Source organism: Frigoribacterium sp. CG_9.8, from assembly GCF_015751965.1.
Classification (GTDB): Bacteria; Actinomycetota; Actinomycetes; order Actinomycetales; family Microbacteriaceae; genus Lacisediminihabitans.
This window is the reverse complement of record NZ_JADOVH010000001.1, coordinates 902,470-922,494: the sequence shown is the minus strand read 5'-3', so window position 1 is coordinate 922,494 and position 20,025 is coordinate 902,470. Positions and strand designations below refer to the sequence as shown.

Genomic DNA, 20,025 nt, shown 5'->3' with positions numbered 1-20,025 from the left:
ACTGAAGAGATGGCTCAGCTCATCGAGGACTACGCCCTGATCGGCGATTGCCACACCGCTGCTCTGGTCGGGCGGGACGGCAGCATCGACTGGCTCTGCTTTCCCCGGTTCGACTCCCCCTCCACCTTCGGCGCTCTGCTCGGTACACAGGACCACGGACGGTGGCTGTTGGCACCTGCGGGCGAAGTGCTGTCGACATCCCGACATTACGTTCAGGACAGCTTCGTGCTCGTCACGCGATGGGTGACCGCTGAGGGTGAGGTGGAGGTCACCGACTTCATGCCCCACGGCGATCGGCGCGCGGACCTGATTCGCCGGATCACCGGTATCCGGGGCAGCGTGGTCATGATGATGGACCTGCGGATCCGGTTCAACTATGCACAGGCACTGCCCTGGGTGCGCCAGTCCCCGGACGAATACGGTCACGGGCTCGTTGCTGTCGCCGGCCCCGATGCGGTGATCATCCGCGGGCTGGAGTTGCGAGCATCCGACCACACTCACGTTGCCGAATTCACCGTTGCCGCCGGGGAGACGGTGGATGCCTCGATGACCTGGTACCCCTCACACCGGCCACCTCCCGCCCGCATCGTGGTGGGCGACAGCCTTGACGAGACACTGCGCTGGTGGCAGGACTGGGCATCCCACTGCATCGCCTCACCGGTCTATCACGACGAGGTGCACCGCTCGCTACTGGTGCTGCGGGCATTGACCCACGAGGACACCGGCGGCATTGTCGCGGCGGCAACGACGAGTCTTCCGGAGTCGTTCGGCGGCAGCCGCAACTGGGACTACCGCTACGTGTGGCTGCGTGATGCGTCTCTGACACTCGACGTGCTGCTCGAACACGGATTCCGCGACGAGGCGAGTTCCTGGCGTGGTTGGCTGCTGCGTGCGGTGGCCGGTGATCCCAGTGACGTGCAGATCATGTACGGGCTGTCCGGGGAACGCCGCCTGACCGAGCGGGAGGTCGACACCCTTCCCGGCTATCAGGGAGCCTCCCCCGTGCGGGCCGGAAATGGCGCCTGGCGGCAGTATCAGGGCGACGTATTCGGCGAGGTCATGATCGCCCTGAAATCGGCGCGGGAACTCGGCGTGGTGGAGGATGAATTCTCGTGGCCGTTGCAGCGTGCGCTCATGACCTATGTGGAGGACAACTGGCGTCGTCCCGACAACGGTATCTGGGAGATCCGCGGTTCGCAGCGTCACTTCGTCTCATCCCGGGCCATGATCTGGGCGGCATTCGACTGTGCCGTGCGAGCCGTGACCGAGTTCGGTCTGGATGGCCCGGTTCAGCGCTGGATCCATCTTCGCGAGGAGGTGCGCGCCGAGATCGAATCACGCGGCTTCGACCGCTCCCGCAACACTTACACCCAGTACTACGGCAGCACCGGGGTGGATGCCTCGCTGCTCCTGCTCTCTCAGATCGGCTACATCTCCGCCGATGATCCGCGGATGCTCGGGACTGTTGCCGCCATCGAGGAGGAGTTGCTGCATGACGGCCTTCTCATGCGGTACCGCACGGAGTCGGGAGTGGACGGGCTGCCCGCGGGCGAGCATCCGTTCCTCGCCTGTTCCTTCTGGTTGGTCGAGCAGTACGCGCGGAGCGGCCGGATCGCCGACGCGCGCACCCTCATGGATCGACTGGTGAGCTTCTGCAACGACCTCGGGTTGCTCAGCGAGGAATACGATGTGGCCGGGTCGCGCCAAGCCGGCAATGTTCCGCAGGCACTGTCACATCTCGCCCTGGTGAGGGCCGCAGATGCGATTGCCGCGGCTGTTGCCGGGAAAACGCCCTAGTTCTTGACAGTGAGGTGCGTGGCAAAGAAGGTGTCGATCCGTGACCAGGCGTCGGCCGCAGCCTCGGGGTTCGGGCCGGCACCGAGGAATCGTTTGAACAGGAAGCGGATCGCCGGGGGTCCGCTTTCGGCATCATTCAGAAATGAATGACCGGCACCGGGGTACTCCTTCACATCATGCTCGATTCCCAGCCGGGTCAGGGACGCCTCGAGCATGCGCGCAGCACCCTTGAGAGAACCGTCAGTGCCGCCATAGCTGCCCACGATCGGGCAGGCACCCACGAGCGACTCATCGAGCAGCTTCGGCAGCCGGCCGTAGTTGACAGAAGCGGCAGCAAAGCCACGGCTCGCTGCGGCCAGCGCGAATCCGCCACCCATGCAGAAACCGATGATGCCCACCGCACCCGTGCAGTCGTCCCGAGCGATGAGCAATTGCCTCGCTGACTCGATGTCGGCGAATGAACGCCCGGTGCCTGAGCTGATCTCGCGGAACGTCTGGTTGAGGCACTTGCGGGCCCCACCCTCGGTGAACAGGTCGGGCATCAGGGCAAGGTAGCCGGCCCGGGCAAAACGCTCAGCCTGCCGGCGCATCACATCATTGATGCCGAAGGCTTCGTGGACGAGCACTACCCCCGGCCATGGACCCTCTCCCTCGGGAACGACAAATTCACCGCTGAGTCCGACACTTGCACCGGCGAGACCGGGGATGTCGACGGTGCGAACTGCGCTGGTATCGGGCATGGGATCTCCTGTGGTCGTGACAGAGCAGAGGTATCAGGATGCCGCATTTCTCATCCCTGTGCTGATGATCGCGCTGGCGATCAACCACCTCCCGATATTGTTGTGAAATGCGACTGATGGCCTCGCTGCGCGCCTCCTCTCGCAGCCCACTGCTCCAAGTGCTCAAAACCTCCGTCGCTGCCATCATCGCCTGGCTTCTCTGTGTCGTAACGCTCGGTCAGCCGTTGCCGATCTTCGCTGCAATCGCCGCCCTTCTCGTGGTTCAGCCGAGTGTGAACCAGTCTCTCGCCAAGGGAATCGAACGCAGCGTCGGGGTTATTTTCGGGGTCGTCATGGCCTATGCCGCCGGCATCCTGTTCGGCAACTCGAGCTGGATCGTGCTCGGCATCATCGTCGTCTCCCTCCTGGTCGCCTGGGCGCTGCGCCTCTCGCCTGGCTCAGCCAATCAGATTCCGATCAGCGCGATGCTTGTGATCGCGATCGGCGCGAACACTCCCGGGTACGCGATCGATCGGGTGATCGAGACGGTGATCGGCGCAAGCGTCGGGTTGGCTGTCAACGCCGTCATCGTGCCACCGGTGCTGCTCACGCCTGCTCACGATTCCGTTGTGCGCCTCGCAGACAAGGTTGCTGACACTCTGTCATCCTTCGCATCGGCGCTGCGCACGCCGCAGACTGGGGCGCAACTGCACGCGATGCTCGCGGCCGCACGCGAGCTGCCGGGGCGAAGCCACTCCGCAACCGATGCGCTGGTGCGTGCAGATGAATCCCTCATGCTCAATCCACGACGAAGACGCTACCGCGAACGGCTCGAGCACGATCGTGATCTGCTGGAAACGCTCGGCAGTCTCGTGACCCGAGTCACCGGCATGGCACGCGCACTGCATGACAACTACGACCCTCGCCTCGTCGACGATTCATTTGTCGCTTCGATCGCGGGTGAACTCGACCGGGCAGCCCACGACCTGCGCCTGCTGGCCTACGACGCACCGACCGTCGAACCCGCACCGATCACGGCAGAGCTACCCGCGCTCACGGCTCCGTTGACGATCGCCCCTCCCGATCCCGACAACTGGATACTGGTCGGCTCACTGCTCGAAGACTTGCGCCGGGTGCGCGAGGTCATCATCGGGGAGGATGCCGCGTGAGCACCGTAATGCTCGAAGAATACGCGCCGTTTGAACTGCTGCAGGATGCCAGGGCACTCGGTCTCATCACCACAACGGTCTCGAGCCCACTTGGCACCTGCGTGGCGCGACATCCCGCACGTCGCACGTCAACGCGAGCGACCCTGTTTCTGCACGGGGCGGCCGGATCGTGGACCACCTGGACTCCCCTGCTGCAGGCTGCGGCAGCAGACGGCATCGATCTCGGTGACATCGTTGTCTTCGATCTACCGGGCTGGGGCGAGGCGACACTGGCGGCTGGCACGGTCGCCGACCCGGTGTTCGCGATCTGCTCATTGGTGAAAGACATGGCTGAAGAGCTCGGGTACACCGAGTGGGATCTCGTCGGCCACTCCCTCGGCGGGTTCATCGCCCTGCACATGGCCTCGATCTGGCCCCAGGCCGTGCTGTCGGTCGGGATGGTGTCGGGCACGACTTTCTCGGTCATCCACAGCGTCGAGCATCCGGTACGTCGCTTTCATGAGCTACCAGGATTCACAATGCTCTGGCGGGTGATGCAACTGCTCGCCGCGCTCGGCCCCCTCGGGCCGGCACTTGCGCGCGGCATCAGAGCTATCGGACTGATGCGCCCGGTGACCTTCCCGCTGTTCCGACACTGGCTGGCGATACCGCGATCCCAGGGCCGTGCCCTCGCCGATGAGATACGTCCACGATCCTTTGCAACAGCGACGCGCGTGACCAAAGGCTATGACGCGGATAGGCAGTGGGCGCGGATCGAATGTCCGGTGCGGGCGACCAAAGGCGACCGCGATGTTTTTGTGACCAGGGAGGATCTCGACCATCTCGGGCGGCTACTGCCGTCGAGCATCCGCATAGTCATCCCGGACTGCGGTCATTTTGGGGCGGTCGAACGCCCGCGGGCCGTGCTTCACGCACTGGGCTACAGCCGGGCCTGACGAACCAACCGGTGCAGCTTGGTCAGCCAGGTCAGCCAGGTCAGCCAGGTCAGTCGGTGAACTCCAGCCAGGTGAGACTCGCCAGCTCACCGTGGGTGAGGCCGAGGGTGCTGGAAAGCCCGGTCACCTGAGTGCGGAAGGCGTGCGAATCGGTGCCCTCCCGCAGGACCACGTCGACCCCCGCCGGAGTCAGCTTCGACTTCACGAAACGGATCACCATTACGTTCGAATCTTCCGTTGCGCCGACGACAGCCCAGCGACTGGTGACGAAGCGCAAGAGACCGGTACCACGCCAGACGAAGATGTTGCCACCGTTCTGGTCAACACCGTTCTGGTCAACACCGTTCTGGTCAACACCGTGCTGGTCGCCTTTACGTTGGTTCCTGCGCGGCCGATCCGTGCGCAGTCGATCAACACCGGGAACAATTTTTTCCACCCCCTGCGCGGTTGTGTAGGTGACCGTGTCGTGCAGCACCAGCGGGTCAGCGGTCTTTAGCTCGTAGTTGAACCGCGGGCGGTGGCGATCACCGCTGAGCCAGAGGGGAAAGTTGGTGGCACCCACACGCCAGGTGCCCGGGAGCAGCTCGGCAAGGGCGGCGGCATCCGGTGCAAGAGGCATGATCTCTAACCTAGTTGCTCGCACTGGGCGTAGCGTTCAGGGATGCACGCCATCACTGTCCCCAGCCCCGGGGGTGTGGACGCTCTGGTCTACACCCGCCTTCCCGATGTATCCCCCGGCCACGGAGAGGTGCTGATCGACGTCGCAGCGGCAGGGGTCAACCGCGCCGATGTGAGCCAGCGCGAGGGCCATTACCCGCCGCCGCCGGGTGCTTCCCCCCTGCCGGGCATGGAGGTGTCGGGCATCATCCGCTCGCTTGGCACCGGGGTGAACGACTGGGCTGTAGGCGACCGCGTGTGCGCACTGCTGCCCGGTGGGGGTTACGCATCCCTCGCCGTCGCGGCTGCCGGACAGCTTCTGCCCGTGCCGGATTCCCTCGATCTGGTGGATGCCGCTGGCTTGCCCGAGGCCATCGCCACTGTCTGGTCGAACGTCTTTCTCACCGCGGGCCTCCGCTCTGGCGAGACTCTGCTCGTGCATGGCGGTTCGAGCGGAATCGGCACGATCGCCATCCAGCTGGCCCGCGCGTTCGGCTCTCTCGTCGCGGTCACCGCGGGATCTTCCGCCAAGCTCGCCGCATGTGAACGACTCGGCGCGGAGATCCTGATCGACTACCGCCAGTCGGATTTTGCACACGAACTGATAACCGCCACCGAGGGCAGGGGAGTCGACGTGATCCTCGATTCGATCGGCGGCGCCTACCTAGACCGCAACCTGCGCTCACTCGCACCACACGGGCGGCTGGTCAACGTTGGCAACCTCAGCGGGGAGACTGGCACACTCGATTTCGCGCTGGTGATGCGCCGGTGGCTGTCGATCCACGGGTCGACTCTGCGTGCGCGAACCGCCGCGGAGAAGGACGAGATCGTCGCGAGCGTGCGAAAAAATGTGTGGCCGCTCGTGCTGAGCGGACAGGTGCATCCCGTGATCGACAGTCGCTTTGCCCTCGCGGACGCCGCACTGGCACACCACCGGATGGAATCGTCAGAGCACATTGGCAAACTGCTGCTCGTACCGTAGATCAGTCCCGGGTGAGTAGCGCCTGCAGAGCATCGGCGAGGGCGATTGCCCCGGCTTCCGCGTCATCCGCTTCCACCTGTTCCTCCGGTGAGTGTGAGACGCCGGTCGGGTTGCGCACGAAGAGCATGGCCGACTCGACCCGTGCGGCCAGCACGCCGGCGTCATGTCCCGCCCCGGAATCGAGCAGTGGAGACCCCGGCAGGGTGTGCGAAAGCATGTCACGCAGGCCGGTCGGGAATTGAACTGTGCCGCTCAGGGACTCCTCTGCGACCGTCACCCTACAGCCCTCTTCTGCTGCCAACCGCCCGGCTTCGGTCGTGATGGCCTGCACCACCGTCGCGACGATCTCGTGTCGCGGATGCCGCACATCCAGCCACAGGGTGACGCTCGACGCGATCACGTTGGTGCCTCCCGGCACCGGGGTCAGACGGCCGACCGTTGCGCGCGAGTCGGGGTGGGCGAGAGCTGCCTCGCGAACTGCCACCACGACCCGCGCCGCAGTGACCATCGGATCGCGGCGATCGGCCATCAATGTGCTTCCCGCGTGGTTTCCCTGGCCTTCAACGGTGATTCGCCACCGACCGTGACCGAGGATCGACCGGGCGATCCCCACCGGCTTGGAGAGATCGACGAGCCCACGGCCCTGCTCGACGTGCAGTTCGAGGAAGGTTCCCACCGCCGCGAGGGTGCCGTCATCCTGTCCAAGAAATCGAGGATCGAGCCCACTCGCCGCAGCGACTTCCGCGAGAGTGTTGCCATCCGCATCTCGGAGGGAGCGCGCTCGATCGGGGTCGATTGCACCGGTGAGCAGGCGCGATCCGAGGCATGCCACGCCGAATCGGGAGCCTTCCTCCTCGGGGAAGACCGCGATCGACAATGGTCGTAGCGGCGTGAAACCTCGCTGCTGCAGCCGGTCGAACGCGACGAGTGCCGAGCAGATGCCGAGGGGACCATCGAAGGCGCCACCGCCGGGAACCGAGTCGAGATGGCTGCCGGTGACGACAGACTCCCCCGAGGACAGATCGCCACTGGACGCCCAGATGACGCCGTTGAGATCGGTGTGCACATCGAGCCCGCGCCGTTGTGCATGCGCGATGAACCAGCCGGTGAGATCGCGCTCCGCCGTGGAGAATACCGGGCGGGAATACCCTCCACGCTGGCGGTCCCGACCCACATCGGCGATCTCGGCGAGGAGTCCGGTGACCGTGTCAGTGCTGCGCAGCTCGGGCATGATCCCCACGATAGTGCGAGCGGTACCCCGGCGCGCCCGTAGCATAAACGGATGCCCCGAACCGTCGCCGCGCTCGCCCTCTCGAGCCACCCGGGGCCGAGCCTTGCGGTCAGTGCAGTGTCGGTTATGCTGGGAATCGCGGCGGGGCTCGATCCGCTTCATGTCGGCATCCTCGGCGTCGCATTTCTGCTCGGACAGCTCTCGGTCGGTCTGTCGAACGACTGGATCGATGCCGAACGGGATCGCGCAGTCGGACGCACCGACAAGCCGGTCGCCACCGGCCTTGTGGACGTCAACACGGTGCGCGGAGCATCGTTTGCCACGGCAACCGGGGCGATCCTCCTCACCCTCCCGCTCGGCTGGCGCGCAACCCTCGCCCACACCCTCTTCATCGTCTCAGCCTGGACCTACAACCTCGGGCTGAAGAACACCCCACTCTCGGTGCTTCCCTATATCGCGAGCTTCGGTCTGTTGCCACTGATCGCCACCCTCGCCCGGCCCGCACCCGCCGCGGCAGCAGCCTGGGCGCTCGCACTCGGCGCGCTGCTCGGGGTCGCAGCGCATTTCGCCAACGTGTTACCCGACTTCGACGACGATGCCCGCACCGGGATATCGGGGCTTCCCCATCGTCTCGGGCGCGCAGCATCCGGAGTCGTGATCTGGGCCTCGCTCGCCGCCGGAGCCATTGTGGCGTTCTTCGGACCGGGGGGCGACCCGACCGCGCTACAGTGCATCGGGCTGGTTCTCACGGCGCTGCTCGCGATTGCCATCGCCGGTGTACTGCGTCGACCGCCAACTCGGCTGCTGTTCCAGCTCATCATCGCGGCGGCGCTTGTGAATGTCATCCTGCTGTCATTTAGCGGATCTCGGCTGCTGGCCTGACTCCCCGCGCCTGCTCGGGGTCAACTTCGCATCCTCATCGCGGCCGGGGGTCAACTTCGCATCTTTCCCGCGCTCGGGAACCTGCGAAGGTGACCCTTGACGAGGATCGCCGCGTACACACGAGCGAGTCGGTCAGTCGGGAACGGCTTCCGTGCCAACTTTTCGCGCCTTCGGCACAGAATTGCGGATGCCGATCCACGAGGTCACCGCGCCGAGAACCAACAAAGCGGCCGTGACGAACACCCCGCGCTCGAATCCCGCGACGCCGAGTTCCGGCCCGACGATCAGCCCAACGAAGGCGATCGCGATCAGGCTGGCGACCCGGGAGACAGCATTGTTGATTGCAGATCCGATGCCGGCCTGCCGCTGGTCGATCGCCCCCAGGATCGCACTGGTGAGCGGAGCGACGGTGAGTGTCATGCCGATGCCGAACAGCAAGACCCCGGGCAGGATCTGGGTCCAGTAGTCGGGATGGGCGCCAGCGAATCCAAAGAGGAAGAAGCCGATTGCGGCAATGAGCGGGCCGACCGTCATGAACAACCGCGGGCCGTAGTCGCCGGCTAGAGCACCGATGCGGCCGGAGAACAGGATGCTGATGATCGTCACCGGCAGTGTGGCGAGTCCCGCGAGCGTCGCCGGATACCCGGCCACCTGCTGCAGGAACACCACAAGCAGAAAGCCCCCGAGCGTGATTGCCGCGTAGACGAAGGTCGTGGTGAGGTTTCCCCAGGCAAAGTTGCGCGCAGTGAAGAGCCGAAGCGGCATCATCGGTTGCTTCGCCACTTTCTCCCGCCAGAGGAAGGCGATGAACGCGACGACTCCGAACGCCATTGTGAGATAAATTACCGGGCTTCCCCAGCCGTAATTGCCCTGCTCAATCAGTGCGAAGACCGGTAGCCCGAGTCCGAGCACGCCGAGTACGGCGCCGGGATAGTCGATGGCCACCCCGGTCTGACGCTCGTCCTTCTGTTTCAGTACGGCGAGGAGGTACAGGGTGACTGCGATCGGCAGCACATTGATCGCAAAGATCAGTCGCCAGCTCGCCAGATCAACGAAGAGTCCCCCGAGTAGTGGGCCGAGGATGAACGCTGCGCTGGTGAAACCGGTCCACTGGCCGATGGCCTTTGCCTGGGCAGCCCCGCGGAAGTGAGACAGGATGATCGCGAGTGAGCTCGGCACAAGCAGTGCGCCGGCGATGCCCTGCACTCCGCGCGCGACGATCAGGACTTCGGCGGTCGGGGCGAGTGCGCAGAGCAGCGAGGCGGCACCAAAGCCGATGAGTCCGGAGCGCAGGATCACAATCCGCCCGTAAACATCCGAGAGCGACCCGGCAACCAGGATCAGGGATCCAAGGGTGATGAGGTAGGCATCCACCACCCACTGCTGCGCACTGATCCCACCGCCGAGGTCTCTAGTGATGGCCGGAAGCGCAACGGTGATCACCGAGCCGTCGAGGAAGGCGACGAAGGAGGCAAGCACTGCGATGCCAAGTACGAGTTTCTGGCGCTTCTCCATTGCCGTCATTCTTCTACCTGCGCGACGCTATCGCCCCCTCCATCGCTGCAAACAGTGCAGGCGATGCGAGGGGACGAAAGTGGCCGACCATTGACAAGCGGATGTTCGTCGCCCCCTCGAGTTTGCTGCCACCGGGGATCAGGGGGTCGAGCCGACTGTAAATGGAGGTGATGCGCGCGTTCGCAGCCCTGTTCGCGGCGAGCGTGATCACGGTGGCATTTCGCGGTGAGAGTGCGCGCAGGGGGCGTACCGCGGTCCAGTTGGCGAGGGAGGAACCCCCGAACGGCGAGTTGATCGCTACGAGCCTGTCGATGCGTCCCGCACTGTCATCCGTCACCATCATGTGCTTCGCAATCAGTCCGCCCTTGCTGTGGGCGACGATGGCCACCCCGGTGAGCTGCCGCTGGTCGAGGTAGCGCTGGGCGAGCTCAGCGGAGGCCACAATGGTGAGCCGGTTGTTCCCGAGCTCGGGCAGGGTATGGATCGGATGCCCGAGCGCGTTGAGCCGATCCGCCACCGGCCGCAAGAACTGCCAGGTCTCAAACACGCCGGGAAGCAGCAGCACGGGAGCGCACGCACCGCGGTCGTACTGCGCGCTGGGGGTGCGCCCGACCATGTGCCGCACCAGCTCACGCATCAGGTAGAACCGGTCTGCGACGGCGGCTGCGGCATCCCGTATCGATATCACCGGCAGCCCATTACGCATCCGCTCCACCCGACTGGTCATGGTTGGTCACACTGCAGACCCTACGCGGGTCAGGTATGAACCAGCAGAGTGACGATCTGATCAGGAAATACCATCGGCAAAACGGTGATCTACTCGCGACTGTGTTGGCTCGTGACTGTGTTGGCTCGTGACTGTGTTGGCTCGTGACTGTGTTGGCTACCAAGCAGCGTCAGTTGCGGTCGAATGTAAACGAATCAACGACACGCCGCACTAGCGCAGTCGGTTTTTCACGGAATCCACCTCGGACTCGCTGAGTCCGGCATCGCGCAGGTAGGCCCCAACGTCGAGCGAGGCGAGCCAATCGAGCATCGCGGGTCGACGACTCGCGATGCGCTCCTCCATGACCTCGGCCGAATGGGGCGTCTCCCCAGTGAGCCCCGGCACGACACCCAATCCCGCGTTGAAGCGGATCATGGCTGCCGCATAGTCATCTGCAACCGCCTCCGGTGTCACACCGGCAAGGTGCAGGAGCATCGCGATGACCATTCCCGTGCGATCCCTACCGGCTGCACAGTGCACGAGCACCGCTGCCTCCGCCCCGGCAATCTCGCGAAACACCGAGACGAATTTGTCGGGATACAGACGGATATTGTCGGGATAGGAGAGCGGATGATCCAGCCACGGGCCGCAGATTTCGATGAACTGGGGGTCATCAGGATCCTCCGTGGGACAAGCGATGAAGCGGATGCCGGCCAGCGTATCCGCGTCGGTCTCGATGCTCGTGTTCCGCGCGGCGGTGTTCGTAGCGGTGTTCGCGGCGGTGTTCGCGGCGGTGTTCGTGGCGGTGTTTGCGGCGGTGTTCGCGGCGGTGTTCGCGGCGGTGTTCGCGGCGGTGTTCGCGGCGGTGTTCGCGGCGGTGTTCGCGGCGGTGTTCGCGGCGGTGTTCGTGTCCAAGCTCGTGTGCTCAGCATCCCCCACATTCCGCAGGTCGATCACGGTCGTTACACCCGCTGCGCGGGCCGCTCGCCACCCGGTGGGGGTGACGTAATCCGGCCTGCCCGAGCGGAATACCCGCCCCGGCCGGGTGAATCCCCCCTCCCGAAAAGGGAGTCCGCCGACATCCGCGAGGTTGAAGGATCCCTGCCAGTCCGGTTGGACACGCGCGCTGAAGAATGTCATGGTCGTCGACCATAACCATCCGAATCGGGCCGGGTGGCCGGACACCTCGGCGTCCCAGACATCCCAGCCATCCACCACCCACTTGTGCGACCACCTCGCTGTCGACACACCGAGGTGGTAAGAAAAACGGGAGGTGGATGACCCGGGGCAGAACGGCTACAGCATGCCGACCGCAGTCACCCGCAGCACAGCCACCCCCTCGGCGTTTGACTCGGCGAGGTCGATAGTGGCCGAGATGCCCCAGTCATGGTCGCCCGCCGGGTCATCGAAGATCTGCCGAACAGTCCAGGATGTGGACCCCTCATCCACCATGAGCATGGCCGAGCTGCGAGCATCCCCACCGGTACCGAGGTCGTTGTGAGCGTCGAAATAGGCATCCATCGCCACCCCCCACGCGTCGGCATCGAAGCCGGCGGCCGCATCCAGCTCGCCGAGCTGCTCGTAGTCCTCGAGAGCGGCGAGCTGCACGCGTCGGAACAACTCGTTGCGCACCAGAATGCGGAATGCGCGGATGTTCGTAGTCACGCCCTTCGGCTTCGGCGGCAGTACCGGGGCGGATGCAACGCCCGCTACCCCATCCGGCGATGAGGCCGGATTGATGAGCTGTTCCCATTCGTCGAGGAGGCTCGAGTCGACTTGACGCACGAGCTCGCCGAGCCATTCGATCAGGTCGAGCAACTCTTCGGTCTTGGCCTCGTCGGGGATGGTCTGGCGCGCCGCCTTGTACGCGTCGGAGAGGTAGCGCAGCACGAGTCCCTCGGAGCGGTTGAGCTTATAGAAACCGATGTAGTCGTTGAAGGTCATCGCGCGTTCATAGAGGTCACGCACGACGGACTTGGGGCTGAGTTCGAAATCGCCCACCCAGGGCTGGGAGGCGCGGTAGGTCTGGAAGGCGGCATCCAGCAGCTCCTCGAGCGGCTTCGGCCAGGTGACCTGTTCGAGAAGTTCCATGCGCTGGTCGTATTCGATGCCCTCACTCTTCATCGCCGCGACCGCCTCGCCGCGCGCCATGAACTGCTGGGCGGAGAGGATCGGGCGCGGATCGTCGAGGGTGGCCTCGAGCACCGAAATGAGGTCGAGGGCATAGGTGGGCGACCGCTCGACCGGCGGGGCGCCCGGGGGTGAAACCTCGGCCGGCTGCAGCAGATCGAACACCGCGAGAGCGAACGGCGAGAGCGGCTGGTTGAGCGCGAAGTTCTGCTGCAGGTCAACAGTGAGGCTGATCGTTCCTGTTGCGGACTGCTGCACGATCTCCGCGGTGCGCAGCGTGCGGTAGATCGCGAGCGCCTGGCGGGCGAGTTCGCGCTGGCGCGGCCGCGGTTCATGGTTGTTTTCGATCAGCGCACGCAACTCGTCGAACGGTTCGCCACCGCGGCCGATCACATTGAGCACCATCGAATGACTCACCTGCATGCTCGAAACGAGGGTCTCCGGCTGGGCGGCGACGAGTCGGGCGAAGCTCGGCTCCCCCCAGGAGACGAATCCATCCGGAGCCCGCTTGCGCACGATCTTCTTGATCTTCTTCGGATCGTCACCGGCCCTCGCCAGCAGTCGCGCGTTCTCGGTCTCATGATCGGGTGCCTGCACGATCACGGTACCGGCGGTGTCGAAGCCGGCGCGACCGGCGCGACCGGAGATTTGGTGAAACTCCCGTGCGCTGAGCTGACGCATTTTCGTGCCGTCGAACTTGGTGAGTGCCGTGAGCAAAACGGTGCGGATCGGCACGTTGATTCCCACGCCGAGGGTGTCTGTGCCGCAAATGACCTTGAGCAGGCCCTGCTGAGCCAACTGCTCCACGAGTCGACGGTATTTCGGCAGCATCCCGGCATGATGCACGCCAATCCCAGAGCGGATGAGTCGGCTGAGGGTGCGCCCGAAGTTGGTCGTGAACCGAAACTCGCCGATGGCATCCGCAATCTCATCCCGTTGCTCGCGGGAGGCGATCTTCACACTCGTGAGAGCTTGCGCGCGCTCGAGGGCAGCGAGCTGTGAGAAGTGCACGATGTACACCGGCGCCTGGCCGGTAGCGAGCAAATCCTCCACGGTCTCGTGTACCGGGGTCGTGGCGTAGAAGTAGTGCAGCGGTACCGGGCGATCGACTCCGGTGACTACTGCTGTCTCGCGACTGTTGCGCTTGGACAGGTCGGCCGCGAGCCAGTCGACATCCCCGAGTGTCGCCGACATCAGAATGAACTGCACCCCCGGCAGAGTGAGCAGCGGCACCTGCCAGGCCCAGCCGCGCTCGGGGTCTGAGTAGAAGTGGAACTCGTCCATCACCACTTGATCGACCGGGGCATCCGTTCCGTGACGCAGTGCGAGATTCGCAAGGATCTCTGCGGTGCAGCAGATGATCGGAGCCTCGGCGTTGACGCTCGAATCCCCGGTGACCATTCCCACGTTCTCGGCCCCGAAGATCTCGACGAGGGCGAAGAATTTCTCCGAGACCAGAGCCTTGATCGGAGCGGTGTAGAAGGTGCGCTGGCCCTGAGCGAGCGCGGTGAAATGCGCGGCGATCGCCACGAGAGACTTGCCGGTTCCGGTCGGGGTGCTGAGGATGAGATTGGCACCGGAGACGATCTCGATGAGAGCTTCATCCTGGGCCGGATACAGGGTCAGGCCTCGGGCGACGGTCCATTCGACGAACTGCTGATAGACGGCATCCGGATCGTAGGAATCGGCCGCTCGGATCGGGGCGAGCCGGTCGAGGAGCAGATCAGGCATGCTGCCCGGCGACAATCGAATAAATGTGCTCGACGTAAGCCCAGAAGCCCGCGACATCCAGCATCACCGGCACGATGGCATTCGGCGATGCCGAATCGAAATCGACCACCGTCATTCCACGGGTGAATTCTCCGGTCGTCTCCACCTGCACCCGGGCCGGCCGCGACGAGAAGAGGTCCGGTCGCACCACGTGGGCGACAGCGCACACGTCGTGCACGGCCTGGCCATCCCACTCGCTGGTGCTGGCACCGGACTGATTCGCTCGCGCCCAAAAGGTGGCAAGCGGCAAGATGAACTCATGCGCGAGCGCCCCCAGTCGGCCGAGGCGTTCCACCACCGCGCCAGTGGCGAGGGCCTGCAGGGTGAGGTCGAGACCGATCATCACCACCTGCCAGTCAGCGTCGAACACCACCCTGGCGGCTTCCGGATCGGCGTAGATGTTGAACTCCGCCGCTGGGGTCGCGTTGCCGCGGGTGAAGGATCCGCCCATGATGGTGAAGGAGGCGACCCAGCGAGCGATCGCCGGCTCCTTCTGCAGCGCGAGGGCGATGTTGGTGAGCGGTCCGGTCGCAACCAGGTGGATGGCGCCGGGAGCCGCTCGCAGGGTCTCGATGAGGAAGTCGACCGCGTGCCGATCATCCACGGCCAGCACCGGCTCGGGCAACACGGTAGAGCCGAGCCCCGACTCGCCGTGCACGTGGGACGCGTCGCGCCTCTCGCCGAGCAACGGCTGTCCCGCCCCCGCTGCCACCGGCACGTTCTCGAAATGCAGGTATTCGCGCAGGGCGAGGGCGTTCCTGGTCGTTCGTGCCAGCCCCACATTTCCGCCGACCGTTGTGACGCCGACCAACTCGATGTTCGAATCACCTTGCGCGAGCAGCAGTGCGAGAGCGTCATCGAGACCCGGGTCACAATCGAGCAGAATCTTCTTGGGCATAGGACAACCGTGCCACATCCTTTCGACCTCCGTGCCGCCGCGTTCCGCCCCGGTTGGCGACGCACCGGACACCCTCGGTTGGTCGGTGCACGAGTGAGTCAACGCACAATGCGCCCGCACCCCGGTTTGCGCAACGGAATACCCAGAAAAACAGTGGTCGCTTATAATCTGGTGTGCCTTCCGTCAGCAGTCGCGAAACCCGCGTCGTCATCGACCCGACCGAGCTTCAGGTGACCCTGCGCGTGCTCGCCGCGATGGACACCATCGAGGAAGAGCACCCCGACTTCATCAAGGTGCGCCAGGCCACGGCCCGCATGTTCAAGTCGGTCAAGCGCAACCGACGACTCGAGAAGCGCGCCATGATCGCCGATGCCGACCGCGTCGTGGTGGCAAACACGGCCACGGGTGCCTCCGACCGGATCGATGACGAGACCCGCGGTATCCCCCTCTCCATCACGGTGGGTGCACCCAGCGCTGGAACTCTGCAGAGGTCACGCCCGTGTTACATCTGCAAACAGCACTACACGCAGGTCGATGCTTTTTATCACCAACTCTGCCCCGACTGTGCCGCTCTCAATCACGCCAAGCGTGACGCTCGCACCGATCTCACCGGCAAAACGGCGCTGCTCACCGGTGGGCGGGCGAAGATCGGCATGTATATCGCCCTGCGACTGCTGCGGGATGGCGCACACACGACTATCACCACACGATTCCCCCGCGATGCCGTGCGCCGATTCGCCTCTCTTCCGGATGCGAGCGAGTGGTTGCATCGCCTGCGAGTGGTCGGGATCGACCTGCGCGACCCGGCTCAGGTGATCGGACTCACCGAGGCGATGATCCAGGCCGGGCCACTCGACATCCTCATCAACAACGCCGCGCAGACGGTGCGCCGCTCCCCCGGCTCCTACGCCCCGCTTGCGGATGCCGAGAGCACACCATTGCCGGATGGCCCGCTGCCGGAGCTGCTGACCTTCGGACACACCAACGATGCCCACCCGCAAGCGCTGGCTGCCTCGGTTGGAGCACATCCGATCCTCGCTATTGCCGGGGGGCTCAGTGCGGCAGAGCTCACCGAGCTCGCTCTGGCTGCCGGGTCCTCATCCCTCGCCCGCCTCGCCTCCGGGACGGCGATCGATGCGGGTGGGCTGGTGCCCGACGAGCACGACCAGAACAGCTGGACCCAGTTCGTGCACGAGGTCGACCCCCTCGAGATGCTCGAAGTGCAACTCGCTAACGTGACGGCACCTTTTCTGCTCGTGTCGCGTCTTCGCCCCGCGTTGGCGGCATCCGGTGCCCGCCGCACCTATATCGTCAACGTCTCCGCTATGGAGGGTCAGTTCGGGCGGGGGTACAAGGGCCCGGGTCATCCGCACACCAACATGGCGAAGGCATCGCTCAACATGCTCACGCGCACGAGCGCGAAGGAGATGCTCGAGACCGATGGCATTCTCATGACCAGCATCGACACCGGCTGGATCACCGACGAACGGCCGCACTTCACCAAGATCCGGCTCGCCGAGGAGGGCTTCCACGCGCCACTCGACCTCGTGGATGGCGCGGCCCGGGTCTACGATCCGATCGTGCGCGGTGAGGCCGGTGAAGACCTCTCCGGCGTTTTCCTCAAGGATTACGCACCCGCAGCCTGGTAGCGGTCAGCGCTCAGCACGTCGGCGCTCATCACGTCAGCGCCCGTCACGACAGCGCTGCCCGGAAAGCGAGCGGATCAGCCAGCCGTCGGCGCGTGCCGCTCCAAAAACTCGAAGACCTCGGTGCTGTCGACCCCGGGGAAAGCCCCGGTCGGCATTGCCGCGTGCAGTGACGAGTTGAGTCGGGCGCTCGGCCACGAGTGTTTATCCCACTTTGCCGCGAGTGAGCTCGGGGGCGTCCGACAGCAAGACGGATCCGGGCAGGTCGAGCTGAAACGATTCTCGGTATCCCGACCCCGGAAGAATTTCGCCTGGGCGAACTGTGTTCCGACGCTCACCGAGAACTGTCCACGGGGCGAGGATTGGATGCGTGACGTGCACCAGTAGGTGCCGGCAGGCTTGTCGGTGTACTGGTGGTACGGGCTGAAGCGGTCGGCAACATCGAACACGCGCCGGGCGCTCCAGAAGCGGCAGACGACCTGGCCTTCGACCGCGCCGAGGGCATCCGTCGGCAGCGTGACGCTGTCGTTCTCGTAGGCCTTGGAGATCGTGCCGCTCTCGTGCACTTTGAGAAAATGCACCGGAATACCGAGGTGCTGGGTCGAGAGATTGGTGAATCGGTGGGCAGCGGTCTCGTAGCTCACGCCGAAGGCATCACGCAGGTCTTCGACCGACAGCTCACGAGCCGCTTTCGCGCGGGTGAGAAATTCGACGGCGCTTTGCTCGGGGATGAGGAGCGCCGCCGCAAGGTAGTTGGTCTGCACGCGCTGGTCGAGAAAGTCGGCATAGTTGGTGGGTTCCTCATGCCGCAGCACGTGGCTCGCGAGCGCCTGGAGTACCACCGATCGCGGATCGGAGTCCGCGCTCGCGCCGACAGGCACGTAAATTCGCCCGTTATTGAGGTCGGTAACCGAGCGGGTCGAGCCTGGCAGATCTGGCACGTAGTGCAGCGCGAAGCCCAGGTGGGTTCCCAGATCGGAGGCCACACGCTGTGACAGCGGACCGCCGGTATGCCCGACTGCCGCGAGAAGTCCGCGCGCCACATCCTCCAGCTCGGCAAAATAGTTATTCCTGCGGCGCATCGACTTGCGCAGCTCAGTATTGGCGCGCCGTGCCTCTTCCGGGGTTGCCGCGCGCTCGCTGTGTACCCGCTCGAGTTCACGGTAGAGGCCGAGAATTGCTTCGATGGCCCCATCACTCAGCGATTTGCGCACGGCGAGCTGCGGCAGGCCGAGCGAGGCATACAGGGGTGCTCTCTGGGTGCGCTCGAGCGCGATTTCGAGTGCAGCCCGGCCGGTCGGCGGTTCGGGACTCAGAAGTTGATCGACCGACACGTCGAGCGCGCGAGCGAACCGCTGGAGCTCCCCGAGCTTGAGTTCGCGCTTGCCGTTCTCCACCACCGAAACCTGGGATGCCGCGCGCCCGATCGCGATTCCCACGTCGTCAAGAGTCATCCGCCTCGCGGTTCGCAGCTGCCGGATGCGACGGCCGATCGTCAAGGAGTCGAACGTGTTCTGATCCCCGAGCGAGTCGGGAGGCCGCAGTTCCATGAATCAAGCATGACATGGAACCTTCTTGCGGTAAATAGAAGAACTGGAATATTTCTGCACTCAATACCGGCATCCCCGCACCTGAATGGCCGCATCGTTGGAAATACGCAACGAATCAGGGAGATTCCGATGACCACACGACCGGGTGACCAAAACCAGACCGCAGCAGAGCTGGCAACACAGTGGAAGACCGACGCACGCTGGAACGGCGTCGAGCGCGACTACACGGCGGAAGACGTGATTGCACTGCGCGGCAGCGTGCAAGAGGAGCACACCCTCGCAAAACGCGGCTCGCAGCGACTGTGGAACCTGCTCCAGACCGAAGAGTGGGTGCCAGCGCTCGGCGCCCTCACCGGCAACCAGGCTGTGCAGCAGGTGCGCGCGGGGCTCAAGGCGATCTACCTCAGCGGCTGGCAGGTCGCCGCAGACGCCAACCTCTCGGGACAGACCTATCCCGATCAGAGCCTCTACCCGGCCAACTCTGTGCCGTCCGTCGTGCGTCGCATCAATAACGCACTGCTCCGGGCAGACCAGATCGAAACCTCCGAAGGCACGCGCACGACCGATTGGCTCGCGCCGATCGTTGCGGATGCCGAAGCGGGCTTCGGCGGACCGCTCAATTCATACGAGCTGATGACCTCGATGATCGCTGCGGGAGCCGCGGGGGTGCACTGGGAGGACCAGCTCGCCAGCGAGAAGAAATGTGGACACATGGGAGGCAAGGTGCTGATCCCCACGGGGCAGCACATCCGCACGCTCAATGCGGCTCGCCTCGCTGCCGATGTCGCCGGCGTGCCGACGATCGTGATCGCCCGCACCGACTCCCTCGCCGCCAACCTCGTCACGAGTGACGTGGATGAGCGCGATCGCCCGTTCCTCGACGGCTCACGCACCGCAGAGGGCTTTTACGGCACGCGCCCCGGCATCGAAACCGTGCTCTCCCGCGGCCACGCCTACGCTCCCTACGCCGACCTGCTCTGGGTCGAATCGTCGGAACCGGACCTCGAATTGGCCCGCACCTTCGCCGAGAGCATTCATCGGGAGTTCCCCGGCAAGAAGCTGGCCTACAACTGCTCTCCGTCGTTCAACTGGAAGAGTCACCTCGATGACGCCCAGATCGCGACTTTCCAGCGCGAGCTCGCCGCCATGGGATACGCATTCCAGTTCATCACACTCGCCGGATTCCACGCCCTCAACCACTCGATGTACACGCTCGCCCGCGGCTACAGCAAGCGGCACATGAGCGCCTACGTCGACCTCCAGGAGGCCGAGTTCGCCTCCGAGGCCGACGGCTACACAGCCACGAAGCACCAGCGCGAGGTCGGCACCGGCTATTTCGACAAGATCTCCACAGTGCTCAACCCCGAGAGCGCGACGCTTGCGCTCGTCGGCTCAACCGAGTCCGAACAGTTCCACTAAACCGACCGAACCGCCCGGA

General features: G+C 64.8%; 16 protein-coding genes. 7 read left to right on the top strand and 9 right to left on the bottom strand.

The window, feature by feature from the left end:
* Window positions 1-9: 9 nt before the first annotated feature.
* The gene (locus IWX88_RS04580) at window positions 10-1,797 is read left to right on the top strand and encodes a glycoside hydrolase family 15 protein (RefSeq protein WP_196827581.1); all 1,788 of its coding nucleotides are present in this window, start codon (window positions 10-12) and stop codon (window positions 1,795-1,797) included.
* Here the strand turns inward: IWX88_RS04580 and IWX88_RS04575 are convergent.
* Window positions 1,794-2,537, bottom strand: coding sequence for a dienelactone hydrolase family protein (locus IWX88_RS04575; protein WP_196827579.1), 744 nt, complete (start codon window positions 2,535-2,537; stop codon window positions 1,794-1,796). The genes IWX88_RS04580 and IWX88_RS04575 overlap by 4 nt on opposite strands.
* Window positions 2,538-2,653: 116 nt before the next feature.
* Here IWX88_RS04575 and IWX88_RS04570 point away from each other — a divergent pair, with 116 nt between their 5' ends.
* Both IWX88_RS04570 and IWX88_RS04565 read left to right on the top strand, forming a co-directional pair.
* Complete coding sequence (locus IWX88_RS04570; protein WP_370568167.1) at window positions 2,654-3,685, top strand: aromatic acid exporter family protein; 1,032 nt, start codon at window positions 2,654-2,656, stop codon at window positions 3,683-3,685.
* Entirely contained in the window at window positions 3,682-4,620 is a 939-nt protein-coding gene (locus IWX88_RS04565; RefSeq protein ID WP_370568166.1) for an alpha/beta fold hydrolase, read from the top strand. Before IWX88_RS04570 ends, IWX88_RS04565 begins: the two co-directional genes overlap by 4 nt.
* A 49-nt stretch (window positions 4,621-4,669) precedes the next feature.
* Here the strand turns inward: IWX88_RS04565 and IWX88_RS04560 are convergent, their stop codons facing one another.
* Window positions 4,670-5,239 (bottom strand): hypothetical protein, encoded by a 570-nt coding sequence (locus tag IWX88_RS04560; RefSeq protein ID WP_196827575.1) that lies wholly within the window; start codon window positions 5,237-5,239, stop codon window positions 4,670-4,672.
* A gap of 42 nt (window positions 5,240-5,281) precedes the next feature.
* Between IWX88_RS04560 and IWX88_RS04555 the strand changes: the two genes are divergently transcribed.
* The gene (locus IWX88_RS04555) at window positions 5,282-6,259 is read left to right on the top strand and encodes an NAD(P)H-quinone oxidoreductase (RefSeq protein ID WP_196827573.1); all 978 of its coding nucleotides are present in this window, start codon (window positions 5,282-5,284) and stop codon (window positions 6,257-6,259) included.
* A 1-nt stretch (window position 6,260) separates the two neighbouring features.
* On the opposite strand, the gene IWX88_RS04550 is transcribed toward IWX88_RS04555, so the two are convergent.
* A complete protein-coding gene (locus IWX88_RS04550) occupies window positions 6,261-7,490 on the bottom strand; it encodes an allantoate amidohydrolase (RefSeq protein WP_196827571.1) in 1,230 nt (409 codons plus the stop codon).
* A 51-nt stretch (window positions 7,491-7,541) separates the two neighbouring features.
* On the opposite strand from IWX88_RS04550, the gene IWX88_RS04545 reads away from it, so the two are divergent.
* Window positions 7,542-8,372: a UbiA family prenyltransferase gene (locus tag IWX88_RS04545; protein WP_196827569.1), complete on the top strand. Its 831-nt coding sequence runs from the start codon at window positions 7,542-7,544 to the stop codon at window positions 8,370-8,372.
* A 132-nt stretch (window positions 8,373-8,504) separates the two neighbouring features.
* Here IWX88_RS04545 and IWX88_RS04540 read toward each other — a convergent pair whose 3' ends face one another.
* The 5 genes from IWX88_RS04540 to IWX88_RS04520 form a co-directional block, all read right to left on the bottom strand.
* Window positions 8,505-9,887, bottom strand: coding sequence for an MFS transporter (locus IWX88_RS04540; protein ID WP_196827567.1), 1,383 nt, complete (start codon window positions 9,885-9,887; stop codon window positions 8,505-8,507).
* Between the two features lie 13 nt (window positions 9,888-9,900).
* Window positions 9,901-10,614 (bottom strand): triacylglycerol lipase, encoded by a 714-nt coding sequence (locus IWX88_RS04535; protein ID WP_196827565.1) that lies wholly within the window; start codon window positions 10,612-10,614, stop codon window positions 9,901-9,903.
* A 210-nt stretch (window positions 10,615-10,824) separates the two neighbouring features.
* Window positions 10,825-11,841, bottom strand: a complete 1,017-nt coding sequence (locus tag IWX88_RS04530) for a tyrosine-protein phosphatase (RefSeq protein WP_196827563.1) — start codon at window positions 11,839-11,841, stop codon at window positions 10,825-10,827.
* Window positions 11,842-11,889: 48 nt separating this feature from the next.
* Window positions 11,890-14,454, bottom strand: a complete 2,565-nt coding sequence (locus IWX88_RS04525; RefSeq protein WP_196827561.1) for an RNA helicase — start codon at window positions 14,452-14,454, stop codon at window positions 11,890-11,892.
* Window positions 14,447-15,391 (bottom strand): nucleoside hydrolase, encoded by a 945-nt coding sequence (locus IWX88_RS04520; RefSeq protein WP_196827559.1) that lies wholly within the window; start codon window positions 15,389-15,391, stop codon window positions 14,447-14,449. Before IWX88_RS04520 ends, IWX88_RS04525 begins: the two co-directional genes overlap by 8 nt.
* A gap of 173 nt (window positions 15,392-15,564) precedes the next feature.
* Between IWX88_RS04520 and IWX88_RS04515 the strand changes: the two genes are divergently transcribed.
* Window positions 15,565-17,040, top strand: coding sequence for an SDR family NAD(P)-dependent oxidoreductase (locus IWX88_RS04515; protein WP_370568165.1), 1,476 nt, complete (start codon window positions 15,565-15,567; stop codon window positions 17,038-17,040).
* Window positions 17,041-17,114: 74 nt separating this feature from the next.
* On the opposite strand, the gene IWX88_RS04510 is transcribed toward IWX88_RS04515, so the two are convergent.
* A complete protein-coding gene (locus tag IWX88_RS04510) occupies window positions 17,115-18,587 on the bottom strand; it encodes an XRE family transcriptional regulator (protein WP_196827557.1) in 1,473 nt (490 codons plus the stop codon).
* Window positions 18,588-18,716: 129 nt separating this feature from the next.
* On the opposite strand from IWX88_RS04510, the gene aceA reads away from it, so the two are divergent.
* Complete coding sequence (gene aceA / locus IWX88_RS04505; RefSeq protein ID WP_196827555.1) at window positions 18,717-20,006, top strand: isocitrate lyase; 1,290 nt, start codon at window positions 18,717-18,719, stop codon at window positions 20,004-20,006.
* The last annotated feature ends 19 nt before the right edge of the window (window positions 20,007-20,025 follow it).

Coding starts and splice junctions, on each gene's coding strand:
- IWX88_RS04580 (WP_196827581.1), top strand. CDS start 10: ATGGCTCAGCTCATCGAGGACTACGCCCTGATCGGCGATTGCCACACC.
- IWX88_RS04575 (WP_196827579.1), bottom strand. CDS start 2,537: ATGCCCGATACCAGCGCAGTTCGCACCGTCGACATCCCCGGTCTCGCC.
- IWX88_RS04570 (WP_370568167.1), top strand. CDS start 2,654: ATGGCCTCGCTGCGCGCCTCCTCTCGCAGCCCACTGCTCCAAGTGCTC.
- IWX88_RS04560 (WP_196827575.1), bottom strand. CDS start 5,239: ATGCCTCTTGCACCGGATGCCGCCGCCCTTGCCGAGCTGCTCCCGGGC.
- IWX88_RS04555 (WP_196827573.1), top strand. CDS start 5,282: ATGCACGCCATCACTGTCCCCAGCCCCGGGGGTGTGGACGCTCTGGTC.
- IWX88_RS04550 (WP_196827571.1), bottom strand. CDS start 7,490: ATGCCCGAGCTGCGCAGCACTGACACGGTCACCGGACTCCTCGCCGAG.
- IWX88_RS04545 (WP_196827569.1), top strand. CDS start 7,542: ATGCCCCGAACCGTCGCCGCGCTCGCCCTCTCGAGCCACCCGGGGCCG.
- IWX88_RS04540 (WP_196827567.1), bottom strand. CDS start 9,887: ATGGAGAAGCGCCAGAAACTCGTACTTGGCATCGCAGTGCTTGCCTCC.
- IWX88_RS04535 (WP_196827565.1), bottom strand. CDS start 10,614: ATGACCAGTCGGGTGGAGCGGATGCGTAATGGGCTGCCGGTGATATCG.
- IWX88_RS04525 (WP_196827561.1), bottom strand. CDS start 14,454: ATGCCTGATCTGCTCCTCGACCGGCTCGCCCCGATCCGAGCGGCCGAT.
- IWX88_RS04520 (WP_196827559.1), bottom strand. CDS start 15,391: ATGCCCAAGAAGATTCTGCTCGATTGTGACCCGGGTCTCGATGACGCT.
- IWX88_RS04510 (WP_196827557.1), bottom strand. CDS start 18,587: ATGGAACTGCGGCCTCCCGACTCGCTCGGGGATCAGAACACGTTCGAC.
- aceA (WP_196827555.1), top strand. CDS start 18,717: ATGACCACACGACCGGGTGACCAAAACCAGACCGCAGCAGAGCTGGCA.